A 17,645-nucleotide genomic window follows, 5' to 3' on the forward strand; every position below is an offset into this window, starting at 1 on the left:
ATATGTACGAAATTAATCGAAACTTGATTGAGCGAAAGGCGGATCGCAGCTTCTTTGATGCCGCGCATTTTTTTGTATTCAAGTTCAACGCGAATGGTTACGCGATGATCGACGCGCTAGCCGGCGGACCGTTTACACGAGAGCGTTTCGTGGCAATGTGCGAGGCGCTGGAAATGACCCGGGAAGCGACCGACGCGTTCTGGGACAAGTGCGTACGGCATCGAATCGTGGTTGAACCAGCGGGAACGGCGATGCCGGACAGATGCTGACGTGGACGGCGGTCCGACGCACCGACTTCGACTGACCCATCGAAGGGGCAAATCAGCGCGAGTACTCGAACGTATGAGATTGCGCATTGCGGACAGCATCGTCCGCAATGGCTTTCATGGGGGGGGCTCAGCGTGCGCTGAACCCGAACCACCCATTGCTGGCCGCGAGGCGGCGCGGGCGGTTGATGCGCCGCTGCGGCCCGAGCGTGCGGCGCAGCGCGAGCGCGCGCAGCGACGACGGCTTCTGCAGCAGCGAGCGCAGGCCGGCACGGCGCGCGAACGCCTGCGCGCTCATCATCGAGAAGAACGCGTGGAACCACGCGCGGATGCCGTCCAGCCGGCTGTGCGCGTGCGTGTGCTCGGCGAGCGCCTGCGTGCGTGCGCGGTGATGGCGCAGCGGGCGGGCGGGAGCGGAGGGCGCGACGCGCTTGGCAGTGCGGTTGAAACGGGAAGTCAGACGGAATGGCATGTGAACGATGCTTCGCTTGTATGGATGGCGCCCTTGAAAAGCGCACTGGTATGAACGGCCTCGGATTGCGCAACGGATCTTACCGAAAGTCGTTGCGCGCCGCGCCCGCCAGAATTGACAGGCCGCGACAGGCTACAAGGGTTTCGTGACGTGCAAAAGTCGCGATAAACCCTTGTGCCGCCGGCGTGTCGCCGCATACCGCCTGTCGCTGAGGCTCGCGCCGCGCCGCACAGTTCCCTTGCGCCAGATCAAATCGACGATTGGCATGCCCCTGCGCACGACAATGGCGCTGTTCGCGGCATCCGGCGCCGATTTACAATCGTCACATTCACACGATAAACGTCTGGCATCCCATGTCGTCTCCATTGCAGTCGGAATCGATCCGCGCGCAAGTCGCGGAATTGCGCGAACGCGGTTTCGTCGTCGCGCGCGGCCTCGTCGACGAGGCGCAGTGCGCGGCGCTCAGGCAGATCGCGGTGCGCCAGTTGCAGGAAGCGGCGGAGCCGATCGAGTTCGAGGCGGATTTGCGCTACCCGGGCGCACCCGAGTCGAAGCATGCGCCGGGCGGTCACACGGTGCGGCGGCTGCTCGACGCGTATACGCGCGACCCGGCGTTCGCGGCGCGCGCGATCGCGCCCGAAATCGGCGCGTGGATGCGCGAGTACTTCGGCGAGCAGCCGGTGCTGTCACGCGCGCATCACAACTGCATGATGACGAAGCATCCCGCGTACGGCAGCCTGACGGGCTGGCATCGCGACTTCCGCTACTGGTCGTTCGAACGCGCGGACATGGTCTCGGTGTGGCTCGCGCTCGGGCCGGAAACGAATGAAAACGGTGCGCTCTGGCTGGTGCCGGGTTCGCACACGGCAGAATTCGGGCCGGAAGCGTTCGACGACGCGAAGTTCTTCCGCAGCGACCTGCCGAAAAACCGCAAGATGATCGATGCGGCAACCTGTCCGTCGCTGCAGACGGGCGACGTCGTGTTCTTCCACTGCAACACGCTGCATTCGGCGGGGCAGAACCGCTCCGACCAGGTGAAGTTCTCGCTCGTCTATACGTACCACGGCGTGAGCAACCGGCCGCTGCCTGGCACGCGTTCGGCGGCGAAGCCGGAAGTGCAGTTCTAGCAGCGTTCGGCGGCGAGGCGGCCGCGCCGGTTGTCCGATGCGGCACTGCGGCCGCGTGGGCAGATGAACGAACGGGCGGCCTGGGCCGCCCGTTGCGTTTTGCGCAGCGCGCTCAGCGCTTGTTGGCGGGCATCGCGAGGCCGATCAGGCCGATCAGCGATGCGACGGCGCCGCCGGCGATCAGCAGGATCGTCTTCGTGGCGGGCGAGCCGGTGAAGAAGCGCGACACGTTGTCGTTGATCGAATGAAACGACTGGCCGCCGAAATACAGCAGCACGACGCCGCCGACCAGCAGCGCAACCGAGATGACCCGGGACATACCAACCTCGCTGTAACGGTGATTCGAGACGCCGCAGTGTAGGCGACGCACGCGGCCGCGTCCATTGCCGTGCGCGCTTCGGCTACGTTCGATACCATAACTGTCGTACGTTTCCCTCGCCGCCGCGCGCGATGTTCGCGCGTGGCGCGCGTCCCACCCCGACGTCTTCACGGAATCGACTCATGGCCTACCAAGCAGCTTCCGAACGTTATGCCGACATGCAATACCGCACCTGCGGCAAATCCGGGCTCAAACTGCCCGCCCTGTCGCTCGGTCTGTGGCACAACTTCGGCGACTCGACGCCGATCGCCACGCAGCGCGAGATCCTGCGCACCGCCTTCGACCTCGGCATCAATCACTTCGACCTGGCGAACAACTACGGGCCGCCGTACGGCAGCGCCGAGACCAATTTCGGCAGGTTGCTGAAGGAAGATTTCCGCCCATACCGCGACGAACTGCTGATCTCGACGAAAGCCGGCTGGGACATGTGGCCGGGGCCGTACGGCAGCGGCGGCGGATCGCGCAAGTACGTGCTGGCGAGCCTCGACCAGAGCCTGCAGCGGATGGGTCTCGATTACGTCGACATCTTCTATTCGCACCGCTTCGACGCGCACACGCCGCTCGAGGAAACCGCCGGCGCGCTCGCATCGGCCGTGCAGCAGGGCAAGGCGCTGTACATCGGCATCTCGTCGTATTCGGCCGCGAAGACGCGCGAGATGGCCGAACTGCTCGCGCAGTACAAGGTGCCGCTGCTGATCCACCAGCCGTCGTACAACATGCTGAACCGCTGGATCGAGCAGGATCTGCTCGGCACGCTCGACGACATCGGCGCGGGCAGCATCGCATTCACGCCGCTTGCGCAGGGGCTGCTGACATCCAAATACCTGAACGGCGTGCCGGCCGATGCGCGCGTGAACAAGCCGGGCGGCGGTTCGCTGAAGCAGGAGCATCTGAGCGCGGACAACCTCGAGCACGTGCGCAAGCTCAACGGCATCGCGCAACGGCGCGGGCAGAGCCTCGCGCAGATGGCGCTCGCGTGGGTATTGCGCAATGGCCGCGTGACGTCCGCGCTGATCGGTGCGAGCCGTGCGGAGCAGGTGCGTGAAAACGTCGGCGCGCTGAAGAATCTCGACTTCTCGGCCGACGAACTTGCGGAGATCGATCGCTACGCGACCGAGGGCGGCATCAATCTGTGGGAAAAGCCCTCAACCGATCAGGCAATCTGAGCGGCATCGAGCATTGTCGATACGGGATGCGAACCAACGCATCCCGTATTGCTGCGCACGCACACACGAACGGTTACGCTGCTGCGATGCAGCGGCGTGACCGGTGCACGTCAACGCCCGCTAGAGCAGCGCAGGCAGGCCTTCGACGAGCAATACCGCTACGCCGACGCCGAGAATCACGCCGAGCGCGCGCAACAGGTTGTGGCGGAATTCGGTTGCGCACGGCACCGCGCCGAGAAATAGCGCGCCGGCCAGCGCCATCGGAATCAACAGGATGAAGTCGCCGATCGTGAAATAGGTCGTCATGCGTGTCTCCGTAGCCGGCCGGAACAGGCGCACGCGCGTCTTCCATCTCCATGCCGGGCATTTCTCATGTTGCGCCGCCCCCGATTGCGAACGGGGCGGTCAATTCGAGTATAGGCAACCTCGCCGCGTTTTTCGCTATCCGAACCATTAAAAGTATGCGGAAAACCCGTGCAATTCCGCGTTTTTCCGGCAAGCCGGACGAATGCCTTGCACCATTCTTTCCCGCTCCTTTCGGTTGGCGCCGAAAAATCACGCACATGTCGATGCGGGCCGCCGCGTCCGCGGGCGCGGCGGCCCGTTCGCTTACGCGCGATCCGCTCGCGCGCGAACGGCCGGCGTGCGGAACACGAGCGCGAGCCCCGCGACGATCGCGCCCATGCCGACGAGTGCGAGCGGCTCCGGCCGGTTGCCGGGCCAGATCGCGTCCATCAGCGTGGTGACGACGGGCACGAGATAGAACAGGCTCGTCACGTTGACGAGATCGCCGTGTTGCATCAACCGGTAGAACAGCAACTGCGCGATCACCGAGATCACGATGCCGAGCCACAGCAGCGACACGACGAATGCCCAGCCGATGTCGAGCGAGACCGGCCGCGACGGCAGGATCGCCACGCACAGCGCGAGGCCGATCGCGTTCTGCAGCGGCAGCACGTCGGCAGGCGCCGCGCGCATGCGCTTTTGCAGCAGCGAGCCGGCGGTCAGCGCGACGAGCGCCGTGAGCGCGCAGGCCACACCCGTGACCGGCAAGCCGGCACCGCCCACGCCCCGGCACACGACGAGCGCGAGGCCGGTCAGCGACAGCGCGAGCCCCGCGACGCGCATCGGTCGCCAGCGACGCTCGACGATTGCCAGCGTGAGGATCGGCTGAACGCCGAGGATCGTCGCCAGCACGCCCGGCGCGATCCCGCGCTCGAGCGCGAGCAGATAGAAGATCGAATAGCCGCCCATCATCAGCAGGCCGGTCATTGCGGCCATGCGTCGCGCGCCGCGCGGCGGCAGCCAGCGTCCGCGCACGATGGCCGGCACGAGCAGCACGAGTGACGCGAGCGCGAATCGCGCGGTGAGGAAGACGAACGCGGATGCGTGACGCAGACCGAGTTCAGCGAAGATCGCGCCGCTGCTCCACAGCAGCACGAAGAGCGACGTCACGCCATGCGCGGCGAGCGCGCGTTTGAGCGAAACCATGTGAATTCACCTGTCGAACGGATCGAAACGTTCCATGTCGCGTGCGCGGAAACGCGCCGTGCGCGACGGCGCACGAACGGCTGCGGACGAACGAATGGAAAACGGGAAACCGAAAGCCGGCCGGTCAGCCGACGCGTGCCGCCGGCGGGGGCGGCGCGGCGCCGACGAGCGGCGGTGCGACAGGAGGAGGGAGGACCGACGGATGCGCGCACGCCTGCGGCCGCGAGTCGAACTGCGGCCGGGATGTTGCGAGGGCGGACGTGGGCGATTGCATCGTGTCGGAATGCGCTTGAACGCGAATGAGCGTCAAAGGTAACGCAGGGCGGCCGTCTCGCGCAACACCTTGCGCGGAAGCCGGCGCCGCGCGCGTGGCCGGATTCGGCGGACGGTCACATTCGACAGGGTATGATGGGGGTATCCGCTCGTGCAAGCGCACGCGCGGCGCAGTGGTTGATTGGAGACATTCGACGAATTCGCGGCACTTCGCCCGCTTCTTCTTCTTTTCGCGCTTCGATAAACCGTGAACAATGGGATCACGCGCAACACCCCGGCGAGGGCGGCGCGGATCGTGCATTTGCCGGCTCGCCAGCGAGCCGGGATTCAAGTTTCAAGAGTGGGGAACCATCATGCATGTCGGGTCGATTGTCTGCACTACCCATATCGCGGTGCCGAAGGGCGCGCGCGGCATCGTCCAGCGCGTTCTGGGCGACATGGCCATGGTGACCTGGTACGCGGGCGTGCCGGGCGAGTCGAAGGAACTCAACACCGAGCCGTTCTTTCTCGAGGACCTGATCGATACCGGCGAATCCGTGCTGCCGGCCGGCGCCGCGATCCACTGACCGCGCGTGCCGCACCGGACGCTCGTGTTTCGGCGCGGCTGACGGCACAATGCGGGGCATGAAAGACGTCACTTCCGCCCCCGCAGCTCCCGCCGGCCCGCCGTTCGCCGGTCTCACGCCCGAGTGCGTGCTCGACGCGCTCGACAGCGTGCTGATGCCGGCCGGGCTGCGCACCGACGGGCGCCTGCTCGCGCTCAACAGCTACGAAAACCGCGTCTACCAGGTCGGTATCGAGGACGGCCCGCCCGTCGTCGCGAAGTTCTATCGGCCCGCGCGCTGGTCGGACGAAGCAATCCTGGAAGAACACGCGTTCGTCGCCGAACTCGCCGCACGCGAGATTCCGGCGGTGCCCGCGCGCGTCATCGACGGCCGCACGCTGCACGCGTTCGACGGTTTCCGCTTCTCGATCTTCGAGCGGCGCGGCGGCCGTGCGCCCGACCTCGACCGCAGCGACACGCTCGAATGGCTCGGCCGCTTCATCGGCCGGATTCACGCGGTGGGTGCGACGCAGCAGTACGTCGCGCGTCCCGTGCTCGACATCCGCACGTTCGGCTACGAGCCGCGCGACTACCTGCTCGCGCACGATTTCCTTCCCGCCGACGTGCGGCCCGCCTACGAGACGGCGGTGGCGCTCGCGCTCGAAGGCGTCGAGGCAGCGTTCGAGCGTGCCGGCGAGATCCGCCTGCTGCGCACGCACGGCGACTGTCATCCGAGCAACGTGCTGTGGACCGACGCGGGCCCGCATTTCGTCGACTTCGACGACAGCCGGATGGCGCCCGCCGTCCAGGATCTGTGGCTGCTGCTGCCGGGCGATCGCGAAGGCGCGTCGCGTGCGCTCGCGGACCTGCTCGCCGGTTATGAGGACTTCTGCGAATTCGAGCCGCGCGAGCTGCATCTGATCGAGGCGCTGCGCACGCTGCGCTTGATCCACTACGCGGCCTGGCTCGCGCGACGCTGGGACGACCCGGCGTTTCCCGCCGCGTTCCCGTGGTTCAACACGCATCGCTACTGGGAAGCACGCGTGCTCGAACTGCGCGAGCAGATCGGCGCGATGCAGGAAGGGCCGCTCTGGCCCGTATGACGGCGCGCGCGGCGGCATCGCCGCGCGGCATTCGGAAGCGGGGCGCCGCGTGTGGCGCCGCCCGCCACGCGTCGCTCAGAACTTCAGCATCATCTTGATCACCGCGGCGAAGCGCTTGCCGTAAGGCGGCGCGATCAGCCCGCGGGTATTCAGGCGCGCCTGCGTGAGCACGGGCTTCATCTTCGAGAACGTCACGAAGCCGTCGTAGCCGTGATACGCGCCCATTCCGCTCGCGCCGACACCGCCGAACGGCAAGCTGCCGCACGCGATGTGCAGCAACGCATCGTTGACCGTCACGCCGCCGGAGATCGTTTCGCGCATCACGCGCTCGACCGTGCCGCCATCCTCGTCGAACAGGTACAGCGCGAGCGGTCGCGGACGCGCATTCACGTATGCGATCGCTTCGTCGAGCCGTTCGTACGGCACGAGCGGCAGCAGCGGCCCGAAGATTTCCTCCTGCATCAGCTGCGACGCGGCCGGCACCTGCGTGAGCGCACACGGCACGAACCTGCGCGACGCGGGATCGGACGGCGCATCCGACAACGGATGCAGTTGCGCGCCGGCCGCCTGCGCATCGGCCGCGAGCTGTTGCAGCCGCGCGTAATGGCGCGGCGACACGATCGTCGTGTAGTCGCCGTTGGTCGACAGGTCCGGATACAGCTTCGCGAAACGCACACGCGCGCGCTCGATGAACGCGGCTTCCATCCCGCGCGGCAGCAGCACGTAGTCGGGCGCGATGCAGGTCTGGCCCGCGTTCAGCGTCTTGCCGCCGATGATCGCGTCGACGGCCGCGTCGAAGCGCGCGTTCGGGCCGATGATTGCGGGCGACTTGCCGCCGAGTTCGAGCGTGACGGGCGTGAGATTGTCGGCCGCGGCGCGCATTACGTGGCGGCCGACATGCGTCGAGCCGGTAAACAGCAGATGATCGAACGGCAGCGCGGTGAACGCGGCGCCGATCTGCGCATCGCCGTTCACGACCGCGACGTGGTCGCGCGAGAAAGTTTTCGCGATCAGCTGTTCGAACAGCGCGGACGTGCGCGGCGTCAGTTCGGACATCTTGACGATCGCGCGGTTGCCGGCGGCGAGCGCGCAGATCAGCGGCCCGGCCGCGAGCAGGATCGGATAGTTCCACGGCACGACGATGCCGACCACGCCGAGCGGCTGCGGCAGCACCTTCGCACGCGCCGGCCGCAGCCACTTGTTCATCGGCTTGCGGATCGGCTTCATCCAGCGCTTGCCGTGCTTGAGCGCATCGTCGATCTCTTCCTTCGCCATCCAGATTTCCGACAGCAGCACTTCCTGCTTCGCGCGATGCCCGAAGTCGGCGCTGATCGCATCGGCAAGCGCATCCGCGTGATCGATCAGCATCGTGCGCAGCGCGCGCAAGTGCTGCGCGCGGGTGTCCCACTCCGGGTACGGCGCGCGCAGGTAGGCCGCGCGCTGGTCGCGCAGCAGCGACGTCAGCGCATCGACCGACGGCAGCGCTTGCGGGGCCAGTTCGGGCATGTCGTTCTTCATGTCGTCTCCTCCAGTTGGGCGTGGCACGCGGGCCAGCAGTCAGGCCGCACGTACCCGCTCGGTGAGCGTGGCGGGGCGGGTCAGGATGGCGCGCATCGCATGGCAGGGTGCCGGATGCGATGCACGGTCGAAAACAGCGCGTTGAACGCGGCAAGCGTCGCATCCGCGCGACGGTGTTCGGGCGCGAAAACGGGATTGCACGGTTCGCGGGGACGGCCGCATGCGATCTCTTGCCGGCGCTCGACGGCGCGTGGCGCGCACCTGAGCGTGCACCGAAGCAGCGCAGCGTGACGCGCGCGGCGACGCACGCATCGGCACGCCGAGTCGCGCGTGCGACGAGCCGTCCAAACGGTCGGCGATACGCGACGTCGTTCGATTTCGGCCGGCCGCGCGCACGGTGTTGCACGTCACCGTCGGGGCGTCCGTTTGAAATGAAATGCGGGCCGCGCGCGGTGCGTCCGGACAACCCGGTCGGCACGCGGCCTGCAGAACGTCGCGCTGCATCGTCGTCTCCCCAGTTTCGCGACGGCGCGGCTTCTGTTGGCCGCTGCATCGCGTCGCATCAGTCGATACATCTTAAATTTAGTTCACGCGGGCGTTTAGAGGAATCGCTCTTGAATCGGCGCGCCGCGCGCACGACCGCCATTCCTACAATGCCCGAACATTACAAGCGGGAGCCGGGCTGCACCGGGCGCCGTCCATGACACGAAGGAGACGTGACATGCAATACGACTACATCATCGTCGGCGGAGGATCCGGCGGCTCGAGCCTCGCCAGCCGCCTCGCCGATGCATGCCCCGACGCGACCATCGCACTGATCGAGGCCGGCTCGCACACGGCGCGCAATCTGCTCGTCAACATGCCGGTGGGGATCGCGGCGCTCGTGCCGTTCAAGCTCGGCACGAACTACGGTTACGAGACGGTGCCGCAGCCGGGCCTCGGCGGCCGCCGCGGCTACCAGCCGCGCGGGCGCGGGATGGGCGGCTCGAGCGCGATCAACGCGATGATCTACACGCGCGGCCATCCGGCCGACTACGACGAGTGGGCGCAACTCGGCGCGACGGGCTGGGGCTGGCACGATGTGCTGCCGTATTTCCGCCGCGCGGAAGGCAACACGCGCGGCGCCGATGCATGGCACGGCGCCGACGGCCCGCTGACGGTGTCCGATCTGCGCTTTCGCAATCCGTTCTCCGAACGATTCATCCAGGCGGCGCACGCGGCCGGCTATCCGCTCAACGACGACTTCAACGGCGCGACGCAGGAAGGCGTCGGCTTCTATCAGGTCACGCATCGCGACGGCTCGCGCTGCAGCGTCGCGCGCGCGTATATCTACGATCGCGAGCGGCCGAACCTGCATGTGATCACCGATGCGACGGTGCTGCGCGTGGGCTTCGACGGCAAGCGCGCGGTCGGCGTCGCGGTGTCGCGCGACGGACGCGTCGAGACGCTCGGTGCACGCGCGGAAGTGATCCTGTCGGCCGGCGCGTTCAATTCACCGCAGCTGCTGATGTGCTCGGGGATCGGTCCGGCTCAGCAACTGCGCCGGCACGGGATCGCCGTCGTGCACGACGCGCCGGACGTCGGCGCCAACCTGATCGACCATATCGACTTCATCATCAACACGCGCGTGAATTCTTCGGAGCTGGTCGGCGTCTGCCTGCGCGGGATCGCGAAGATGACGCCTGCGCTCGCACGCTACTTCTCGAGCCGCACGGGAATGATGACGAGCAACGTCGCGGAGGCCGGCGGCTTCATCAAGAGCGACCCGTCGCTCGATCGTCCGGACCTGCAGCTGCATTTCTGCACGGCGCTCGTCGACGACCACAACCGCAAGATGCACTGGGGCTTCGGCTATTCGCTGCACGTGTGCGCGCTGCGCCCGTTCAGCCGCGGCACGGTCGCGCTCGCGAGCGGCGATGCGCGCGATGCACCGCTGATCGATCCGCGCTTCTTCAGCGATCCGCGCGATCTCGATCTGCTGGTGCGCGGCGCGCAGGCGATGCGCCGGATCCTGTCGCAGGCGCCGCTCGCGTCGCAAGGCGGGCGCGAGCTGTACACGCGGGCCGACCAGAGCGAAGCCGAGTTGCGCGCGACGATCGTCGCGCATGCCGACACGATCTATCACCCGGTCGGCACCTGCCGGATGGGCTCGGATGCGCGCGCGGTCGTGGATCCGCAACTGCGCGTGCGGGGCGTCGAAGGGTTGCGCGTGGTGGATGCGTCGGTGATGCCGACGCTGATCGGCGGGAACACGAATGCGCCGTCGGTGATGATCGGCGAGCGCGCGGCGGATTTCATCGTCGCGGCACGCCGGGGCGTCGTGCCGCGCGGCGAGACGGCCGCGGCCGCGCACGGCCGCTGAGCGGCGCGCACCGACCCATATCGGCGCGCGCGACGCGATGCTCAGGCGAACGTATCGACGAGGCCGGTGCGGCTCACGCTCGCGCCGGCCGCTGCGGATTGCGCGACGTCGACCGGTGCGTCGACGGTTGACGATCCGGCGCGCGCGCGCGATGACGGCCGGCCGCCGGCGAAGCTTTGCTGCGGGTTCTGCTGCTGCGACGCGAAGCCGCCGTCGCTGACGGTCGTGCTGCCCAGGCCGAGCCCGCCCGCTTCCATCGCTTCACGCAGTTTCGGCAGCGCGGCTTCCACCGCGTCGCGCACCTGCGCGTGCTGCGACACGAACAGCGCGTGCGCGTGGTTGTCCGCGACGCGCAGCACGACCTGCAGCGGGCCGAGGTCCGGCGGGTTCAGCGTCAGCTCGGCGCTTTGCTGGTGCGCGTTCGACAGGAACACGACCTTCTGGCTCAGCGCATCCGTCCAGTCGGCGGTGCCGACGTGCGGCGCCAGCACGTGTGCGTTGGCCGCGGCGATCGAGCTTGCGGCGGGCGATGCCTGGAGGTTCGCCTGTGCGGCTGCCGCAGCCGTTGCGGCGGCAGCGGCCGTTGCGTCGGCGGCCGGGCTCGCGGTTTCTTCGACGGCCGCGAATGCATGCTGCGCGGCGGATTGGGCCGTGGCACCGGCCTGCAACGCCGGTGCGGTCGCTTGTGCGGGTGCCTGCTGCGTCGCGAGCGCGCCCTTCGCATCGGCGAGCGTGCGGTCGAAGGCCGGGACTTTCTGCGTCGGCGTCGGCGATGCGCCGGCGGCCGATGCGGCCGTCGTCGTCGCGGGCGCGGCCGCTGTCGCTGCCGTGCCGGTCGCGGGCATCGCGATCGCGCCCGCGCCGCCGGTCAGCTTCGCGAGCGCCGCCTGCAGCGTGTCGCGACCGGACACCGGCACGGCGGGCTCGGCGCCCGCATCCTTGCTTGCATGATTCGTCAGCGCGGCCGTGGCATCGGGCTGGCCGGACACGGCCGTGGCCGTCGTTGTTGCGGCGGCGGCAGCCGTATCGGCATCGGCCGGGACCGCATCGTTCGCGCGTACCTGCAGTTGTGCCTGCACGGCGGCTGCAGCGGCGAGCGCGGCCGCGTCGGGATTGACGGGCGCGATTGCGTCTTCGGTCGACGGGTCGTCGTTGCGGTCGGCGGACTTCGTGCCGGCGGAGGAGCCCGACGAAGCCTGTTTCGTCGGGGCGTCCGGCGTGCCGGCGGTTGCCGCGTCGTGCCGCGTGACGACGCTTTGCTTCAGCGTCTGCGCGAACGGCATGGCGGCCGGGCTGCTTGCGGCATCGTTGCCGGCGGGCCTGGACGAAGCGGACGAACCCGCGTCGCGGATCGCCTTGAGCGCGGTGCCGGCGGTGTCGAGCAGCACGCCGAGCAGGGGCAGTGGAGGCATGACGATTCTCTCGTTCGAAAGCGGTGAGCGGTTACGCTGAACGGGCCGCGTCGGCCCGCATGCGCAGGATCTTCGCGGCGTGTTCGTCGGCGTCGCGCTGTTCGCGCTTGGCCGTACGCTGCGCTTCCTGCGCGACGCCGCGCGCCTGCAGGATTTCGTATGAACCGACGGTGCGTTTCTTCTGTTGCCAGTTCGGGCGTGCCTCGTCGATGCGGACTTCCGCCGCGGCCAGCACGTTGCGCTGCTGCGCGATGGCCGCGTCGAGCGTATCGATGAACGCCTGGAAGTTGCGCCAGTTGCCGGCCGGCATGCCGCTTTGCGCGGACTGCGCGAAGCGCGCGTGGTATTCGTCGCGATAGCGCAGCAGCGCATCGAGCTGTTCGGCGGCGGCGGTGCGGTCGCGCTGCGCGGTGCCGAGCTGCTTCGCGGCCGTGTCGAGATCTTCCTGCGCGCGATCGAGCAGCAGTTGAAGGGGAAAGCCGTGTGCCATCGGGGTCAGCCTCCGTGTACGTCGAACAGCGCATCGAGCGCGTTGAGGCTCGACGCGAACGGCGCGCATTCGCGAAAGCCCTGCTGCAGGAACGATTCGATGCGCGGGTAGAGCGCAATCGCGCGGTCGAGCTGCGCGTCGCGACCGGGCGCGTACGCGCCGACCGCGATCAGGTCGCGATTGCGCTGGTAGCGCGACAGCATCTGCTTGAACTGCCGCACGCGGTCGAGATGCGTGTCGTCGATCAGCGCGGTCATCGCGCGGCTGATCGACGCCTCGATGTCGATCGCCGGATAGTGGCCGGCTTCGGCGAGCGCGCGCGACAGCACGATGTGGCCGTCGAGGATCGCGCGCGCCGAGTCGGCGATCGGGTCCTGCTGGTCGTCGCCTTCGGTCAGCACCGTGTAGAACGCGGTGATCGAGCCGCCGCCTTCGGGCCCGTTGCCGGTGCGCTCGACGAGCGCGGGCAGCTTCGCGAACACCGACGGCGGATAGCCTTTGGTCGCGGGCGGCTCGCCGATCGCGAGCGCGATCTCGCGCTGCGCCATCGCGTAGCGCGTGAGCGAATCCATCAGCAGCAGCACATGCTTGCCCTGGTCGCGGAAATACTCGGCGAGCGACGTCGCGTACGCGGCGCCCTGCATGCGCAGCAGCGGCGACACGTCGGCCGGTGCCGCGACGACGACCGAGCGCGCGAGCCCGTCCTCGCCCAGGATCTGTTCGATGAATTCCTTCACTTCGCGGCCGCGTTCGCCGATCAGTCCGATCACGATCACTTCCGCGCTGGTGTAGCGCGCCATCGTGCCGAGCAGCACCGACTTGCCGACGCCGGAGCCGGCGAACAGGCCCATCCGCTGCCCGCGGCCGACGGTGAGCAGCGCGTTGATCGCGCGCACGCCGACGTCGAGCACGTGGTGGATCGGCTCGCGATCGAGCGGGTTGATCGACGGCGCCGACAGCGGCGCGTCAACTTTCGACGCGAGCGGGCCGAGGCCGTCGAGCGGGCGGCCCGATGCATCGACGACGCGCCCGAGCATTTCCCAGCCGACCGGCAGCCGCTTTGCGCCCGCGAGCGGATCGGCGACCGGTGCGGCCTCCAGCGGCCACACGCGTGCGCCGGGCAGCACGCCCGCGACGTCGGTGGTCGGCATCAGGAACAGGCGATCGCCGGAGAACCCGACGACTTCCGCTTCCGCATGCGGCAGCGTGCTGCCGGGCGGCAATTCGATCGTGCATTCGGCACCGACCGACAGGCGCAGGCCGATCGCCTCGAGCACGAGACCCGCGGCGCGCGTCAGGCGCCCGCACGGCCGCAGCGGCAGCGCGCGATGGCTGCGGGCGGAGAGCCCGTTCAGATGCGTGCGCCAGTGCGCGAGATGCGGATTGTGCGGCGCGCGCGGCGTGTCGGCCGCGGGATCCGCCGCGTGCGCCGCGTGCGCCGCGTGCGCCGGCGCGTCATGCGCGAAGCCGTGCGTAGTCTCGGGGCCGAACGACGCGAGCGCGAGCTCGCGCTCGAGCGGCGTCATGCCGTCGTGCAGGATCGATTCGGGCGTCGGCGCGGGCGTCACCACGCGCTCACCTTGCCGATCGCGGCGGCGACGCGCTGCCAGCGGGTGGGCAGCGTCGCGTCGACTTCGCCCGTCGCGGCGTGCGCGCGGCAGCCGCCGCGCTCGATCGACGCGTCGGTGCGCACGTTCCAGCCGAGCTTGTCGAGATCGTCCTGCAGATACGCCTCGACGACGGGCAGGTCGGCCGGATTCACCGCGAGATGCGGCGCGCCGGACAACGCCGGTTCGGCGGCGAGCACGTCGCGCACGGCCGCGACGAGCGCGGCGGGATCGTGCTTCACGTGCTGGCGCACGACCTGCTGGGCGATGTCGAGCGCGAGCTGCGCGAGCTCGGACGCGAGGTCGTGCTCGGCGTTCGACACGGCTTCGCGGAACGACGCGGCAAGCGCCGCGAGTTGCGCGGCCTGTTCGCGGGCTTCGGCCCGGCCGGCCTCGAAGCCTTGCTCGCGGCCTTGCTCGAAACCGGCCTGGTAACCCAGCGCCTGGCCTTCGACGTGACCGGCCGCATGGCCTTCGGCATGCGCGGCATCGCGCACGCGCTGCAGTTCCTCGGCGAGCGCGGCGGCGGCCGCGGCCGCGTCGTCGGGCGGCGGCGGGGGCGGCGGCGGATCGAACGACGCCATCTCCCACCGCTGGTACGCGGTGAGGGTACCGGCGCGGTCGCGCGCGGAATCAGACATATGCGTCTTCCGCCTTGCCGCCGATCACGATCTGACCGCTCTCGGCGAGGTTGCGCACGATCTGCAGGATGCGGCGCTGCTGCGTCTCGACTTCGGACACGCGCACCGGGCCGCGCGCGTCGAGATCCTCGGCGAGCAACTCGGCCGCGCGTTGCGACATGTTCGCGAGGAATTTCTGGCGCAGCGCGGGCGGCGCGCCCTTCAGCGCGATGATCAGCGTCTCCGACTCGACTTCCTTGAGCACCATCTGGATCGCGCGATCCTCGAGGTCGAGCAGGTTCTCGAACACGAACATCTGGTCGACGATCTTCTGCGCGAGGTCGGCGTCGTACTGGCGCACGCTTTCGAGCACGCCTTCCTCGTGATTGCTCGTCATGAAGTTCAGGATCTCGGCGGCGGTGCGGATGCCGCCCATCGGGCTGCGCTTCAGGTTGTCGCTGCCGGACAGCAGGCCGGTCAGCACGTCGTCGAGCTCGCGCAGCGCGGCCGGCTGGATGCCGTCGAGCGTCGCGATCCGCAGCATCACGTCGTTGCGCAGCCGCTCGGTGAAGCACGATGCGATCTCGGACGCCTGGTCGCGGTCGAGGTGCACGAGGATCGTCGCGATGATCTGCGGATGCTCGTTCTTGATCAGTTCGGCCACGGCGCCCGAGTCCATCCACTTCAGGCCCTCGATGCCGCTCGTGTCGCTGCCCTGCAGGATCCGGTCGATCAGCACGCCGGCCTTGTCCTCGCCGAGCGCCTTGGTCAGCACCGAGCGGATGTATTCGCTCGAGTCGAGCGACAGCGCGGTGTGCTGCTCCGCTTCCTTCGCGAACTCCTGCAGCACCTCCTCGACCTGCTCGCGCGTGACGTTCTTCAGCGCGGCCATCGCGGCGCCGATCTTCTGCACCTCGCGCGGCGCGAGGAACTTGAATACTTCAGCGGCCTCTTCCTCGCCGATCGACATCAGCAGCAGCGCGCTCTTGGTCAGGCCTTCAGCGTTCATCGGACACCCAGTTCTTCACGACGGTGGCGACGATCTTCGGATCCTGGCGGGCGATCGTGCGCGCGTAGTCGAGGTTGCGTTCGTAGCGGTTCTTTTCGTTCTCGAAGCCGAGCAGCAGCGGATCGGGCTCGTCCGCCTGTTCCAGCGCGGGCAGGCCGTCGAGCGCGACCGGATCCTCCGGCGCCGCGAGTGCCGGCGCGGCCGGCTCGGGCGGCGGGAACGCGCGGCGCATCGCCGGGCGCACGAACATGAAATAGAGCGCCGCCGCGGCCGCCGCGATGCCGAGCCACTTCGCGGCTTCCTTCGCCATCGCGATCATGTCGGGCTGGCGCCACCACGGCAGGTCGGCGTACGGATCGCCGACGGTCGAGAACGCGCTGTTCACGACGTTGACCGAGTCGCCGCGCTTCTCGTCGTAGCCCATCGCGTCCTTCACGAGCTGCTCGATCTGCGCGAGCTTCGCGGGCGGCAGCGGTTGCATCGTCACGTGGCCCTTCGCGTCGGCGACCGGCTGGTAGTTCACGACGACGGCGACCGACAGCCGCTTCACGTTGCCCATCGGCTGCTCGACGTGGCGGATCGTCTTGTCGAGCTCGTAATTGGTCGTCTGGTCCTTGCGGTCGCTGACGGGCGTCGACTGCGGGCCGTTCTGGCCGTTGCCCGCGACGATCGGCGCCGAAGCCGGCTGCGGCGGGGTGTTCGACAGCGCACCCGGCACGCCCGAGGCGCCGCCCTGCGCGAGTTCGGTCGCGGTGCTGGTCTGCTGGCTGCGGATCGCGGCCTGCTGCGGCGTGCCGTTCGGGCCGTAGCTTTCCGAAGTCTGCTCGAGCTTCGAGAAATCGATGTCCGCGCTGACCTGCGAGCGCGCGTTGCCGGCGCCGAAGATCGGCGCGAGGATCGCGTCGATGCGCTTTTGCGTGTTGTGCTCGACCTGCTGCACGTACTTGAGCTGGCTCGCGTCGAGGCCGGTGGCCGACGCGGTCTGCGTCAGCAGGTTGCCGTCCTGGTCGACGATCGTCACGTTCTTGGCCGGCATGTCGGGCACGCCCGACGACACCATCCGCGTGATCGCCTGGACCTGGCCCTCGTCGAGCACGCGGCCCGGATAGAGGTCGACGAACACCGACGCGCTCGGCGCTTCCTTGTCGCGCACGAACACCGACGGCTTCGGGATCGCGAGATGCACGCGCGCCGTCTTCACGGCGTTGATCGATTCGATCGTGCGTTGCAGCTCGCCTTCGAGCGCGCGCTGGTAGTTCACCTGCTCGGCGAACTGGCTGATGCCGAATTTCTGGTTGTCCATCAGCTCGAAGCCGACCGAGCCGCCCTTGGGCAGGCCCATCGCGGCGAGCTTCAGGCGCGTTTCGTGCACTTGGTTCGACGGCACGAGGATCGCGCCGCCGGCGTCGGCGAACTTGTATGGAACGTTTGCCTGCTGGAGCGCGGTAATGATCGCGCCGCCGTCGCGGTCCGACAGGTTGCTGTACAGCACGCGATAGTCGGGCGCGCGGCTCCACAGCACGAGCGCGGTGATCGCGGCGATGGCGAGCGCGACGGCGATCACGAACGGCAGCTTCGGGTTGCCCTTCATCCGCGTGATGCCGGGGATGCGTTCCGCGAAGCCGCCGAACCCGAAGTCCGCGCCGGCGCCGCCTGCTCCCGGCAACGCGGCGGCCGCGGTGGCGCCTGGCACCGGGCTGGCGAGGCCCGCGCGGGCGTCGGGGTTGATCAGCGAGTTGGCCTGCGAATCCATGCGTGGAATTTCTCCGGAGCGGGACGACTGAGCCGCTCGGACGAGCGGACGGA

At 68.5% G+C, this 17,645-nt stretch carries 17 protein-coding genes; 6 read left to right on the forward strand and 11 right to left on the reverse strand.

Translation table 11 applies throughout. The annotated features are described in order from the left end of the window. Nucleotides 1–2 precede the first annotated feature (2 nt). Nucleotides 3–269, forward strand: coding sequence for a hypothetical protein (locus tag HW466_RS17700; RefSeq protein WP_151005401.1), 267 nt, complete (start codon nt 3–5; stop codon nt 267–269). Nucleotides 270–396: 127 nt separating this feature from the next. On the opposite strand, the gene HW466_RS17705 is transcribed toward HW466_RS17700, so the two are convergent. After that, nucleotides 397–738 carry a hypothetical protein gene (locus tag HW466_RS17705; RefSeq protein WP_059869950.1) on the reverse strand — a complete coding sequence of 114 codons (342 nt, stop codon included), beginning with the start codon at nt 736–738 and terminating at the stop codon, nt 397–399. Between the two features lie 353 nt (nt 739–1,091). On the opposite strand from HW466_RS17705, the gene HW466_RS17710 reads away from it, so the two are divergent. Continuing rightward, nucleotides 1,092–1,865, forward strand: coding sequence for a phytanoyl-CoA dioxygenase family protein (locus HW466_RS17710; protein WP_151006468.1), 774 nt, complete (start codon nt 1,092–1,094; stop codon nt 1,863–1,865). A 112-nt stretch (nt 1,866–1,977) separates the two neighbouring features. Here the strand turns inward: HW466_RS17710 and HW466_RS17715 are convergent, their stop codons facing one another. Beyond that, the gene (locus HW466_RS17715; protein WP_059448449.1) at nt 1,978–2,184 is read right to left on the reverse strand and encodes a DUF3185 family protein; all 207 of its coding nucleotides are present in this window, start codon (nt 2,182–2,184) and stop codon (nt 1,978–1,980) included. Nucleotides 2,185–2,366: 182 nt separating this feature from the next. On the opposite strand from HW466_RS17715, the gene mgrA reads away from it, so the two are divergent. After that, nucleotides 2,367–3,410, forward strand: a complete 1,044-nt coding sequence (gene mgrA / locus HW466_RS17720; RefSeq protein ID WP_151006469.1) for an L-glyceraldehyde 3-phosphate reductase — start codon at nt 2,367–2,369, stop codon at nt 3,408–3,410. A 120-nt stretch (nt 3,411–3,530) separates the two neighbouring features. On the opposite strand, the gene HW466_RS17725 is transcribed toward mgrA, so the two are convergent. Both HW466_RS17725 and HW466_RS17730 read right to left on the reverse strand, forming a co-directional pair. After that, complete coding sequence (locus HW466_RS17725; protein ID WP_059448451.1) at nt 3,531–3,716, reverse strand: hypothetical protein; 186 nt, start codon at nt 3,714–3,716, stop codon at nt 3,531–3,533. A gap of 303 nt (nt 3,717–4,019) precedes the next feature. Continuing rightward, the gene (locus HW466_RS17730) at nt 4,020–4,901 is read right to left on the reverse strand and encodes a DMT family transporter (protein ID WP_174905923.1); all 882 of its coding nucleotides are present in this window, start codon (nt 4,899–4,901) and stop codon (nt 4,020–4,022) included. 626 nt (nt 4,902–5,527) lie between these two features. Between HW466_RS17730 and HW466_RS17735 the strand changes: the two genes are divergently transcribed. Both HW466_RS17735 and HW466_RS17740 read left to right on the forward strand, forming a co-directional pair. Beyond that, nucleotides 5,528–5,740, forward strand: coding sequence for a hypothetical protein (locus HW466_RS17735; RefSeq protein WP_011886311.1), 213 nt, complete (start codon nt 5,528–5,530; stop codon nt 5,738–5,740). A gap of 58 nt (nt 5,741–5,798) precedes the next feature. Then, nucleotides 5,799–6,821 (forward strand): serine/threonine protein kinase, encoded by a 1,023-nt coding sequence (locus tag HW466_RS17740; protein ID WP_414144391.1) that lies wholly within the window; start codon nt 5,799–5,801, stop codon nt 6,819–6,821. Nucleotides 6,822–6,896: 75 nt separating this feature from the next. Here the strand turns inward: HW466_RS17740 and HW466_RS17745 are convergent, their stop codons facing one another. Then, nucleotides 6,897–8,339 (reverse strand): coniferyl aldehyde dehydrogenase, encoded by a 1,443-nt coding sequence (locus tag HW466_RS17745; protein WP_060348121.1) that lies wholly within the window; start codon nt 8,337–8,339, stop codon nt 6,897–6,899. A 721-nt stretch (nt 8,340–9,060) separates the two neighbouring features. Here HW466_RS17745 and HW466_RS17750 point away from each other — a divergent pair. Next, entirely contained in the window at nt 9,061–10,701 is a 1,641-nt protein-coding gene (locus HW466_RS17750) for a GMC family oxidoreductase (RefSeq protein WP_151005991.1), read from the forward strand. A gap of 41 nt (nt 10,702–10,742) precedes the next feature. On the opposite strand, the gene HW466_RS17755 is transcribed toward HW466_RS17750, so the two are convergent. Genes HW466_RS17755 through fliF form a run of 6 tightly spaced genes read right to left on the reverse strand, consistent with a single transcriptional unit; the run spans nt 10,743 to nt 17,592 of the window. Further along, entirely contained in the window at nt 10,743–12,113 is a 1,371-nt protein-coding gene (locus tag HW466_RS17755) for a flagellar hook-length control protein FliK (RefSeq protein ID WP_174905924.1), read from the reverse strand. Nucleotides 12,114–12,144: 31 nt separating this feature from the next. Then, nucleotides 12,145–12,603 carry a flagellar export protein FliJ gene (fliJ, locus tag HW466_RS17760; RefSeq protein WP_059448457.1) on the reverse strand — a complete coding sequence of 153 codons (459 nt, stop codon included), beginning with the start codon at nt 12,601–12,603 and terminating at the stop codon, nt 12,145–12,147. A gap of 5 nt (nt 12,604–12,608) precedes the next feature. Continuing rightward, the gene (gene fliI, locus HW466_RS17765) at nt 12,609–14,129 is read right to left on the reverse strand and encodes a flagellar protein export ATPase FliI (protein ID WP_239006223.1); all 1,521 of its coding nucleotides are present in this window, start codon (nt 14,127–14,129) and stop codon (nt 12,609–12,611) included. 38 nt (nt 14,130–14,167) lie between these two features. After that, entirely contained in the window at nt 14,168–14,851 is a 684-nt protein-coding gene (gene fliH / locus HW466_RS17770; RefSeq protein ID WP_059448459.1) for a flagellar assembly protein FliH, read from the reverse strand. Beyond that, on the reverse strand, nt 14,844–15,839 hold the full coding sequence (fliG, locus tag HW466_RS17775) for a flagellar motor switch protein FliG (RefSeq protein WP_059448460.1): 996 nt from the start codon (nt 15,837–15,839) through the stop codon (nt 14,844–14,846). The genes fliH and fliG overlap by 8 nt, the downstream gene beginning before the upstream one ends. Then, nucleotides 15,829–17,592: a flagellar basal-body MS-ring/collar protein FliF gene (gene fliF / locus HW466_RS17780; protein ID WP_059504497.1), complete on the reverse strand. Its 1,764-nt coding sequence runs from the start codon at nt 17,590–17,592 to the stop codon at nt 15,829–15,831. The genes fliG and fliF overlap by 11 nt, the downstream gene beginning before the upstream one ends. Nucleotides 17,593–17,645: the final 53 nt, after the last annotated feature.

The organism is Burkholderia territorii (assembly GCF_902833055.1).
Taxonomy (GTDB): domain Bacteria; phylum Pseudomonadota; class Gammaproteobacteria; order Burkholderiales; family Burkholderiaceae; genus Burkholderia; species Burkholderia territorii.